The sequence below is a fragment of the Aquirufa sp. genome, from assembly GCF_044342065.1.
In the GTDB taxonomy this organism is placed as follows: Bacteria; Bacteroidota; Bacteroidia; order Cytophagales; family Spirosomataceae; genus Aquirufa.
In genome coordinates, this window is the sequence record NZ_JBIIQN010000027.1 from 23,876 (window position 1) to 34,411 (window position 10,536).

The following is a 10,536-nucleotide window of genomic DNA, read 5'->3' on the forward strand; positions in this document are numbered from 1 at the left end:
GAAATAAATAGATTCGGTGCTTTTTAACTCATTTGAATTTTTACTTTTTTTACCCATTGTGTTCGCACTCTATTGGTTTGTATTCAACAAATCATTAAAATGGCAGAATGCTTTGGTTTTAGCAGCGAGCTATTTCTTCTATGGCTGGTGGAGCTGGCAGTTCATGGGTCTGTTGATGCTGAGCACCGCATTAGATTATTTTTACGGTTTCTGGGTGGCATCCCCCAATCCTAAGAAAGCTAAACTGTTTCTATGGTTAAGTATTTTTAATAATCTGGGTATTCTAGGTGTATTTAAGTATTATAATTTTTTCGCGCTTCAGGCTCAACAAGCTTTTGACTTGATCGGAATTCATGTCAATCCCGTTTTGCTCAACATCGCTTTGCCGATTGGTATTTCCTTTTACACTTTCCACGGCATGTCCTATGTCTTTGATATTTACCGTGGAAATCAAACTCCGGTACGCAGTTTTGTCGATTATGCCGTATTCGTTAGTTTCTTTCCGCTTTTAGTTGCTGGTCCTATTGAGCGTGCCAACCATCTGTTACCCCAAGTTCAAAAGCCTCGGCTGTTTAATTACGCTCAAGCGGTTGCCGGATGCCGACTGATTCTTTGGGGATTATTTAAGAAAGTCGTTATAGCTGATTCTTTGGCCAGTATCGTTGATCAAATATTTCAAAATTACCAAGATCACAATGCCATTACCTTACTCGTAGGTGCCATCGCATTTAGTTTTCAGATTTATGGCGATTTCTCAGGGTATTCTGATATCGCATTAGGTACTGCCAAAATATTTGGATTCGAACTCTTGAGTAACTTTAAATTCCCTTATTTCTCGCGGGATGTGGCCGAGTTCTGGCGTCGTTGGCATATTTCACTTTCCTCCTGGTTTAGGGATTATTTGTATATACCAATTGGTGGTTCGAAAAATGGAAAATTCAAAGCCATTCGCAATACGTTCATTATTTTCTTGGTAAGTGGGTTTTGGCATGGGGCTAATTGGAACTTCATTGCGTGGGGTTTTATTCATGCCTGTGGTTTTCTTCCCTTACTTCTACTGGATCGAAACCGCAAACACGTGTCGGATGTAGTGGCTCAGGACCGTACTTTGCCCAATTTTAAGGAGCTTTGGCAGATGTTGAGCACATTCGCCTTTGTCACTTTTGCTTGGATATTTTTCAGGGCGGATGATATCCCAATGGCATGGGGGTATATTCAACAAATAGGATTTAGTGTGGTAGAGCACCCAAGTCAGTTATTGAAACTGACTGAAGGGAAAATCGCCTTTATTTATATACTTCCGTTGATTATGGGAGATTGGTATGTTAGGCGAGATGAACGGCAATTGAAAGAATTAATGCCCGGTCAAGGAATTAGTACGACCCTTGCCAACTGGCTTTTATATATCGTTTTAATCATTTTAGTCCTTGTATTCTTTAGTCAAGAGCAGTCGTTTATTTACTTCCAATTTTAATGAAAAGGTTTTTACTACGAATTTTATGGTTGGTGATCCTTGTTTCTAGCATCGATAGGCTTGTTGGCCTGTATCTAAAGGAATTCCCACGCTACGAAGTTGATACCCGACTGGAAAAAATTCTGAAGGGACAGGTTAATAAGGAACTTATCATCATGGGATCCTCTCGTGGGGCTCGGGATCTTATTGCCTCTGAAATTGAGCGATTAACGGGATATTCGAGTTATAATCTATCTTATCCGGGGTCCAATCTGGCGTTTCATGAGTTTATCCTGAAAAACTTGCTTAGTAAAAATAAGAAACCCAAAACCCTTTTACTCACATTAGACTCCCCGGAGGGTTTTTTGGCTAATACTTCCCTGGAATTCAGGTTTGATCGCTTGTATCCTTTGGTATCAGATGAGTTGGTGATTAAAACGCTAATTGAAAGAAAGAAGAAAAGCCCTTTGGCACTGTATTCTAATATCGCTAAACTAAGTAAGTCACAAATCATATTGAAGCAGAAACATTTTTCAGCAGTTGATACGATTTTGGCTTGTGGATCGATGCCGATATCGTTTCAAAAGAACGGTTGGAAACCACAGTTTGATAAGCCTCAAAAAAATAAGCGTAGTCAAATCAATCCTGCGCTCATTAAAAGTTTTAAGGAAATCCAACGAATTTGTCGGGATGAAAATATCCGGCTGATTGTCGTATTTCCGCCTAATTACTATGCTTTTGATGCGGCGTATGAAAAGCTTGTTCGGGCGAATCTAATGGGAAAAACAGAAATCTATACGTATCAGGCAAATGGCGTTTATCAGGATGCCAAGTACTATTATGACCAGAGTCATTTAGTTACACGCGGTGCGCTGATTTTTTCGAAGGAAGTTGCGGACTATTTGAAAGCAGCAAACTAAGTTAAGAGGCTATATCCTTATAGGCCATAACATCTACCCCGAATTTTCGTAAGAAATCCACACCTTCGTCGGAGGCGATGCCCTTGTATGCGGCGTAGCTATTCAAGTAAATGACACGTTTGATTTTCATGCTGTAGATGATCCGAGCACATGAAATACAAGGAGAAAGGGTTACGTAAATGGTAGATCCTTCGATGGATGCACCGTTTTTGGAAGCATACAAGATGGCATTTTGTTCGGCATGTAATGCTAGGGAGCAAGATCCTTTGGAATCTCTTGGGCAGCCTCCCTCCTCGTGAAAATCTTCGTCGCAATTATGCGTTCCTTGCGGTGGACCATTGTAACCGATCGAAATGATGCGGGTGTCTTTGGTCAAAACGGCTCCTACCTGCGCTCGTGTACAGTGTGAGCGTAGGGCTAGTTTTTCAGCAAGTTCCATGTAGATGGAATCGAAGGATGGTTTCATGTTAGACGTTGGACATTAGACATTAGACGTTGGACGTTAGTCGTTAGACGTTGGACGTTGGATATTAGACGTTGGACAGGAGGTTAAAAATAGCTAAGGTCTAATGTCCAAAGTCTAAAGTCAAATTTTAATGATGCACTCCACCTTCTCCATGCACGTGTCCATGGGCAATTTCGTCGGCGGTTGCTTCTCTAATTTTAATGACTTTTCCCGTAAATATAAGTTCCTTTTCTGCCAAAGGGTGGTTGAAATCCATCATAACGTGATCATCGCCGATGGAAACGACCATGCCCTGCATGCGATTTCCTTGGTCATCTGACATCGGGATGTAATTCCCTACAACCAGAACATCGTCGGCTTTTTGACCTTCCACCTCGAAAATGGATTTTGGCAATGAAATGATGGCATTGGGGTCAACGTTCCCGTAAGCATCTTCTGCAGCAATGTTGAAATTAAAGGTATCCCCTGCTTTTAAACCTACTAAATTGGCTTCAAAGCTTTCTGGTAGGCCACTTAAGCCGTGAATAAATACCATGGGTTCGTTTTCATCTACGATTTCAACGACATCCGGTTGGCCGTTCTCATCTGGAAATGCTAATTCATACGAGATGAAAACAACAGAATTGGGTGCTATTTGCATGAATGGGTGTTTTGTTTTGAGGGATAAAGGTAATAAAAAGAATTAAGAGCTAAGAGTTAAGAGGTGAGAGTTGGAAACTATTTTTGCTAAAATTCTTAGTTCTTGCCCCTTAGTTCTTAATTCTCAACTCTTAATTCTCAACTCTTACCTCTTAATTCTTAACTTCTATTTATCTTTGCGCTCATCGACTAGTGACTGGTTCCCCATGCAAAAAACGATTCAAGAAGTACTTAAAGACATCAAGGCGAAGAAATACGCGCCTATCTATGTATTGCATGGAGATGAGCCGTTTTTTATTGACCAAGTGGCGGATGCCTTTGAGGATCAAGTTCTCACTGAATCTGAAAAAAGTTTCAATCAATTTGTTTTGTTTGGTAAGGATCAAAGCATGGGTTCTGTGATATCATATGCCCGTCGTTATCCCATGATGGCGGAAAAACAAGTGATTATTGTTAAGGAGGCTAGTTTTTTAGAGGCTTTAGCTAAAGGCAAAGAAGCCAAAGGCAATGAGGACATGAAAGCCTGGGAGGATTATTGCGCTAGGCCTACGGATTCTACCCTACTGGTGTTTACCATCAAGAATCTCGTGAATGAAAAGGCCAAAATCTTGACTTTGCTGGATAAAACGGGTGTCGTTGTATGTTCCAAAAAAGTAACCGATGGCCAGGTGGGTAATTGGCTGAAGGATTATTTGGCCCAACACCAATTGTCTATTCAGATGGCACCTTTGGAATTAATGGTTTCATATGTGGGCACCGACTTGCAGCGTATGGCTCATGAGGCGGATAAATTGATTGTCAATTGCCCCGCAGGTTCGGAAATAGGTCCTGAGGAGGTAGAGAAGTATGTGGGTATATCGCGTGAGTATAACATTTTTGAATATCAAAAGGCTTTGATGCAGCGTAATGTTGCCAAAGCGCAGAAAATAGCCTTCTATTTTGCGGAAAATACGAAGCAGAATCCGGTTCCCCCGATGTTGGCCTTGTTATTTGGTTTCTTTTCCAAGGTACTCATGGTACATGATTTAGGCGCCTTATCTGATGGCGAGTTGGCGAAACAAATTGGCGTAAATCCTTATTTCGTTAAGGATTATCAATTGGCCAAACGCAATTATTCTTTGGCGAAGGTGGTAAGAATTTTGGAGGCCATTAAGCATGCCGACTTAAAAGTAAAGGGGGTTATTGGGGCTGCTGAGTCAGAGCGGGATATTCTCTTGGATTTGAGTTTTGAGATTTTACACCTTTAATTGATGGCGGTATAATCGCTGGCTTTGATATAGCCTACTTGTCCATTCACGATGCAGGTTACCCAAATGTCTTTGGTAAACCAATAATTCACTCGATTGCCTTTTTTTAGGACTTGTTTCACTGGCGCGGCGGAGGAGGCGAAGGCGCGAACATAGGCTTTGTCTTTGGTGATGATGCCAAAGCGCAAAAGTCCGGGGAGGTTCGTGAACAAGGATAAAAACAAGAGGTAGGCCGTAACGAAGATCAGTTGAGACCGCGGGATTCGTCTTTTTTGGAGGAATTTGCGGAATAAAATGATGATGGCGTATAAACCAAGCAGCAGCAGTGTTCCCATGAGGTAGGGAAAAATGGAGAAATAGATCCATTCGACTTGATCGAGGAGGCTGACTTCATAGCCTTGAATTTGTTGCTTCTCTCCTATTTCGGCAAGCCTGTTGGCAATGGCGGGCGTATTTTGTTTGGCGTGGATACTGGATAGTCGGTACAATTCAGTAACCCATTCGTTTTTCACTTTGGCGATGTAGGCTAATTTGAATTGAATATTCTCGAATTCGCTGAGATTTGGATTCAGGTTATGTTGGTAAATTTCTTCGGCTTCGAGGAGGCGATTGGATTTAAAGAGTGAATCAGCCAAATGAATTTGCTTTCTATCTATTTGGCTGTGAACAAATTGAGTGAAGCCCAGATAAAAAAAACAAAAAAATAGAACTTTATTTAGAAGTCTTGCTTGCATAATTCGAAAAACACTACTACTTTTGCATCGCAATAAGGCAATAAAATGCCTCAAAAGCAAATGAAGGTCGGTCAGTGATCGAACTTCCCTTCGACCCCCGAGTGGGTCAATTGATATACAAGCTTCGGCTTGATGATTCCGTAGCTCAGTTGGTAGAGCAATACACTTTTAATGTATGGGTCCTGGGTTCGAATCCCAGCGGGATCACTTCTAAATGAAAAGCCTCAGAGAAATCTGAGGCTTTTTTGTTTTTGAAATATACGTTTATTCCTTTTGTATCTTTAGCTGTTTCTTACTTTTCTCCAATATTTTTTCAATTATTAAATATTGTAAATCAAATAAAATTTATTAATTTTTGGTTATCTAAAAACATGTAAAAAATAAATTTTTATGAAAATCACCTACATTAAATTCCTATTGGCATTCATCTTGTTGTCTGGTTGCAAGAAAAAAGTAGATCTCGCTGTTGAAGTTTTTGATAGTAAGACGTATAAAACCTCGATTGAAGACGCTTTTGCTGATTCTCCAGATAAGAAAGATCAAGAAATTCTTTTGACTTTTTTAAATGACTTACTTGATCGTAAGATTTATCAATATGAAAAAGAAGCTGGGGTCGTTGGTAATCCTTGGTCTAGTTTAAGAAATCAATTCTTAAGTCCTTCAAAACCTGCAGATTTGACTTACAATAAAATCCTAAATGATTATGCTAGAAACTATTCTCTATGGCGCACAAGAACAAAATCCTTCGATGAGAAATCAAAAAAATCATTGGATTTGAAATTAACTAAATTTTTGAAAAGCGAAATCTATAATGATGGCTCTAAAGATCGACTTCAGTTCGAAGTAAAAAATATTGGTTCTGTGAATATTGTATCTATAATGTTCAATGTATCTATAGAAAATAAATCGGGAGAGGAGCTATATTGGGGCAAATTCGAATTAGATCGTAAAGTTCCTAAAGGAGCTAATTCAAATGCAATTATTTATGATCCTGAAGTTACAAAAGTTTCAAATATGGATTTAGATGCTCTAAAGAAACGAGTAATAATTACTAATATTTCTTTTGCAGACGGCACTACATTAAGTAGACCGGAGTAAATTTAGCCCCTATTTCATTTGTAATCTTTTATTTTAATATACAGTTAAAAAGAGCCTTGAATATTTTTAAGGCTCTTTTTATGTTAGAATTGAATTAATCATAATTAACGAATTGGAAGGAATTCTCAAATTGCGCAAGATGTATTTTTAATGTTATTTTCAGCGCTTTTTATTAGATTTAAAAATCTTAAGAAAGTTTTTACCTTGTTTATACTTATGAAAAGATTTCACCTTCAATGCCTTTTGGCATGTCTATTTTTCTCCATGAGTCTTTCGTCGTTTGGACAGAAGAAAATAGGTCATAGTGTTTGGATGACCACCAATTTAAATGTGGCCAAGTTCCGTAATGGGGATCCAATTCCGCAAGTTCGAACAGTGGATCAATGGAAGCTGGCGAATGAGAATCAAAAGCCTGCTTGGTGTTATTACAAGAATGATTCCAAGAATGGGGTTAAATATGGTCGTTTGTATAATTGGTATGCCGTTATTGATCCGCGGGGTTTGGCGCCAAAAGGTTGGCATATTCCTAATTATTACGAATGGGAAAAAATGCTTGAGAAATTAAATGAAACTGGGGAGGCCGCTGATATGTTGAAGTCAACGACTGGTTGGAATCGATACATTACGGAGGAATACGAATCAGGTCAGTCTTGTATTTATTGCAATGGTTCAGGTGAAAGGTATTCATCCTTGAGTGGTCGGTATATTACCTGTGCGATTTGTGGGGGTACGGGGGGTAATTTGGAATACCATCCTGAGAGAAACATCTCGGGGAATGGTAATAACAAGAGTGGTTTTTTAGCTAAACCTGCTGGTTTTAGGCTCCCTGATGGTGATTTTATGGATCTTGGAAACGTAGGAAGTTGGTGGAGTATTTCTGAATCTGATACCGAAAAAGGCAAGGCTTGGGATTATACACTAGACCGTCAAGGTGAAGCGCAAACCTATGATGATAAGGGCTATGGTTTATCGGTTCGATGCGTGAAGGATTAAATTACAATGGTGTAAATTGCCTAGTCCGCAATTTCCCAGTTCACTATGCTGCTGTTGTCACGGTGTTATCCACTGAAAAATGTATTACATATAGTTAGCATGCCATTGGTTTAAAGCAGATAATCATTGCAATAAATTTATTGCGCACTTAATGCTATCAACTTGCCTCCATCTTCCACACTGACGTAAATTTTACCACCGGGTCCCATTTTCACATTTCGTATGCGGCCATTATTTTCAAGTAAAATGGTTTCACTGCTGGGTATACCATTGGTCATCTTGATCATGAGTAAATGCCGACGAACAAGACTACCCATGAGCAAATTGCCATTCCAATCTTTATATGCAGGATGGTTGATAAAGGTTAAACCCGATGGCGCGAATGCGGGCGACCAACTTTTTAGTGGTGCCACAATTCCTGCCGCATTGTGTCCGTTGCTTATGTTCGTTCCATTATAGTTAATGCCATTGCTATACAAAGGCCAACCGAAATTTTCTGCCGCTTGAACGCGGTTAAGTTCACAGCCACCGCTCGGGCCATGTTCATTAACAAAAAGTTGATTTGTTTTAGGGTCAAAAGCCATGCCTTGCGGATTTCGATGGCCATAACTGAATATCGTGGTTCGTGTAGTTTGGCCAGGTACCAAAGGATTATCCGTTGGTATGGTTCCATCCAAATTCATGCGATGTATTTTACCCCACATCGTGGTTAATCTTTGGCCATTTTGATGTGGGCTTGAAGCACCTCCGAGGCTTCCTCCTCCCCCTTCTCCTACACTCCAATACAATTTACCATCCGGCCCAAAGGCAATGCGGCTTCCAAAATGGCCATTCCAGGTTGAAGCCGATTCGGTGGTTTTTAGTACTTGCCAATTGCTAGCTGTATTTCCATTTAAGGTGAATCTTGCTAGCACAAGAAATCCCCCTGTAATGCTATACGTTACGTATACGCTTTTGCTTGAGGCATAATCCGGCGAAATAGCTACATCCAGCAATCCCCCCTGCCCGGATGCTGAGATATTGGCCGGTAAGCCAGAAATAAGTGTATTACTCTGCGTCGTCGTGTCAAACAAGCGCATTGTTCCAGTTTTTTGTGTGAAAAGCAGGTTGCCGTTTGGCAGAAAATCAAAGCCCCAAATGATTCCCTGATTGCTTAAGAGCGTGGTTACCGTAATCACCGGTGCACCGGTTAATGGCGCTGAAATAGGTTCATCCGCTTTTGAACATGCGAAAAGAAATGCAAGTGGGATAAATACTACTTGTAAAAACCCAAATTTTTTACGTAAGGTAGTAATCATTTTACTTCAGTTTTACCTTAAATCAACGTGTATTGAAAATTACTCAGTCGTTCGCATCGCCTGTGAACCTGTGTGCGAAGTGAAAAACCTATTTATCTATCGATCTAAATAGTGCTTTATCTGCCCAAAATGTACCAAATGGTATTAAAGAAGCCACAAATGCCCCAAACATTTTGAGTAGGTTCCACCGATGTATCAAGGAAACTTGAAGCAGTAAACCGACGTATAGCACAAAAAGGATTCCGTGTGCTAAACCCACCACATAATTAGGCTGTGGCATAGCATATTTGTATTTCAAAATCATCGTAAATCCCAAAAGCAAATACGAACAACCTTCTAAAAAGGCAACAATTCGTAGTCGCCCCAATGCCGTTTTCAATAAATTAGTTAACATTTTTTTAAATGAGTTTAATCTGAGGAAACTAAATTAATCAAAAGGTTTACACAAGGAAAAATTCAGGAAAGGAAATAGTTGATTTGTCCCTCATGGAATCATCCACTGATATTTCCCATCGGTATAATCAAAGAATGCCCTCCGGTGCCCCGCATGATGAAGCCATAACCAATCGATGGATTGCACATGTATGGAAACGATCCCGAAATTTTTTAAGCCTATTTCACTTTCTTCAAAACTCAGATTTTCCTGCTCAATATCTTCGGTTAATCCGCTGGTAGGGATATCCGAAAAGCTCGAGGGGCTATGGAGGGTTAAATAACATCGTCTACTGGACAAGGTTGTTTTTTGCCAAGCGTCATTAGTTATATCATTATGCTGATGCAATGAAGCCAGGCCATTAAGCCTCAATTGAATACGAGTTGAGGCATCATAAAACAAGGCACTAATGGCGGGATTAGAAAGCAATTCGGCCCATTTTCTACTTCGCACATCGGTGTGAAAGCGTATCTCGCGTGTTTCGGGTATTGTTTTACGCAGGACAACGGTCCGTAAACTTATTTCCTTTTGACCGAATGTGGCCACAGCAGGGGTGTGAAAAGGACTTCTGCTTTTAACAGCTCCGTTGACTAATCGGCTCCAACAATCTTTTTCGATATCGCTAAGGCTATACTGGATATTTTCGATGGTAATCTGGGTACTGTTTTCCATTTTGCTTAATTAAAATTTCACTTGAAAAAGAGTTACAAAATGGGTGATTTTACAATCCATAATTCCCTCTAAGGACTGTAAAATTAGTATTGATTTCATCTGCGCTTAATGCTCTGTTATAAACACGCATACTATAATATGTACCAGGACAAGCATCAGTAAAGGAGGTGCCAGCATTGGTATGTCTTGCACCAAAATAAAGTCCAGTCGTACTGACTCCTCCAGAAGGTGCAGTGAATGTGCCAGTTGAAATGCTCACTCCATCCCTATATAAGGTGTAGTTTGTTCCGTTTACCACAAAATCCCAGATATGAATGGTATTAATTCCGGATACAGCGATACTAACTGGCCCAGAAGAACTACCCAAATTTAGGGTAGTGTTTGAAAGAAAATAAGCTATATACCCTCTACCAGCAGTCCATGATTCATTCCCCCATAGAGTAGCCCAAAAGGTAGATGGATTCAAGGAACATGCAACACTAACAGTAAACGTACTGGATAAATTAGTAGGCAAAGAAATATACGAAGTTGCTGAGGTGGTATATCCACCACCATTAGCGGAAGTATACGTAGGAGACCCATT

General features: G+C 40.0%; 12 protein-coding genes and 1 tRNA gene. 6 read left to right on the forward strand and 7 right to left on the reverse strand.

Annotated features, from left to right (window positions below; all coding sequences use genetic code 11):
* The first annotated feature begins 58 nt into the window (after nt 1-58).
* On the forward strand, nt 59-1,474 hold the full coding sequence (locus tag ACIQZ2_RS09390; protein ID WP_395768597.1) for an MBOAT family O-acyltransferase: 1,416 nt from the start codon (nt 59-61) through the stop codon (nt 1,472-1,474).
* Nucleotides 1,474-2,373 carry a hypothetical protein gene (locus ACIQZ2_RS09395; protein WP_395768598.1) on the forward strand — a complete coding sequence of 300 codons (900 nt, stop codon included), beginning with the start codon at nt 1,474-1,476 and terminating at the stop codon, nt 2,371-2,373. The genes ACIQZ2_RS09390 and ACIQZ2_RS09395 overlap by 1 nt, the downstream gene beginning before the upstream one ends.
* Before the next feature lies 1 nt (nt 2,374).
* Here ACIQZ2_RS09395 and ACIQZ2_RS09400 read toward each other — a convergent pair whose 3' ends face one another.
* Both ACIQZ2_RS09400 and ACIQZ2_RS09405 read right to left on the reverse strand, forming a co-directional pair.
* Complete coding sequence (locus ACIQZ2_RS09400) at nt 2,375-2,839, reverse strand: deoxycytidylate deaminase (RefSeq protein WP_395768599.1); 465 nt, start codon at nt 2,837-2,839, stop codon at nt 2,375-2,377.
* Between the two features lie 127 nt (nt 2,840-2,966).
* The gene (locus tag ACIQZ2_RS09405; protein ID WP_395768600.1) at nt 2,967-3,479 is read right to left on the reverse strand and encodes a peptidylprolyl isomerase; all 513 of its coding nucleotides are present in this window, start codon (nt 3,477-3,479) and stop codon (nt 2,967-2,969) included.
* Nucleotides 3,480-3,684: 205 nt separating this feature from the next.
* On the opposite strand from ACIQZ2_RS09405, the gene holA reads away from it, so the two are divergent.
* Nucleotides 3,685-4,725 (forward strand): DNA polymerase III subunit delta, encoded by a 1,041-nt coding sequence (holA, locus tag ACIQZ2_RS09410; protein WP_395768601.1) that lies wholly within the window; start codon nt 3,685-3,687, stop codon nt 4,723-4,725.
* Here holA and ACIQZ2_RS09415 read toward each other — a convergent pair.
* Entirely contained in the window at nt 4,722-5,360 is a 639-nt protein-coding gene (locus ACIQZ2_RS09415) for a hypothetical protein (protein WP_395768602.1), read from the reverse strand. The genes holA and ACIQZ2_RS09415 overlap by 4 nt on opposite strands.
* A 233-nt stretch (nt 5,361-5,593) precedes the next feature.
* On the opposite strand from ACIQZ2_RS09415, the gene ACIQZ2_RS09420 reads away from it, so the two are divergent.
* The 3 genes from ACIQZ2_RS09420 (at nt 5,594) to ACIQZ2_RS09430 (ending at nt 7,550) form a co-directional block, all read left to right on the forward strand.
* A tRNA-Lys gene (locus tag ACIQZ2_RS09420) sits at nt 5,594-5,666 on the forward strand.
* Between the two features lie 183 nt (nt 5,667-5,849).
* Nucleotides 5,850-6,557, forward strand: a complete 708-nt coding sequence (locus ACIQZ2_RS09425; RefSeq protein WP_395768603.1) for a hypothetical protein — start codon at nt 5,850-5,852, stop codon at nt 6,555-6,557.
* A gap of 216 nt (nt 6,558-6,773) precedes the next feature.
* Nucleotides 6,774-7,550, forward strand: a complete 777-nt coding sequence (locus ACIQZ2_RS09430) for a fibrobacter succinogenes major paralogous domain-containing protein (RefSeq protein WP_395768604.1) — start codon at nt 6,774-6,776, stop codon at nt 7,548-7,550.
* A 137-nt stretch (nt 7,551-7,687) separates the two neighbouring features.
* On the opposite strand, the gene ACIQZ2_RS09435 is transcribed toward ACIQZ2_RS09430, so the two are convergent.
* From ACIQZ2_RS09435 to ACIQZ2_RS09450, 4 genes are all read right to left on the reverse strand, one after another.
* Entirely contained in the window at nt 7,688-8,848 is a 1,161-nt protein-coding gene (locus ACIQZ2_RS09435) for a PQQ-dependent sugar dehydrogenase (protein ID WP_395768605.1), read from the reverse strand.
* An 88-nt stretch (nt 8,849-8,936) separates the two neighbouring features.
* A complete protein-coding gene (locus tag ACIQZ2_RS09440) occupies nt 8,937-9,242 on the reverse strand; it encodes a DUF3817 domain-containing protein (protein ID WP_395768606.1) in 306 nt (101 codons plus the stop codon).
* A 90-nt stretch (nt 9,243-9,332) separates the two neighbouring features.
* Nucleotides 9,333-9,953, reverse strand: coding sequence for a pyridoxamine 5'-phosphate oxidase family protein (locus ACIQZ2_RS09445; protein WP_395768607.1), 621 nt, complete (start codon nt 9,951-9,953; stop codon nt 9,333-9,335).
* Nucleotides 9,954-10,002: 49 nt separating this feature from the next.
* A partial coding sequence (locus tag ACIQZ2_RS09450) for a LamG-like jellyroll fold domain-containing protein (RefSeq protein WP_395768608.1) occupies nt 10,003-10,536 on the reverse strand: 534 nt, incomplete at its 5' end.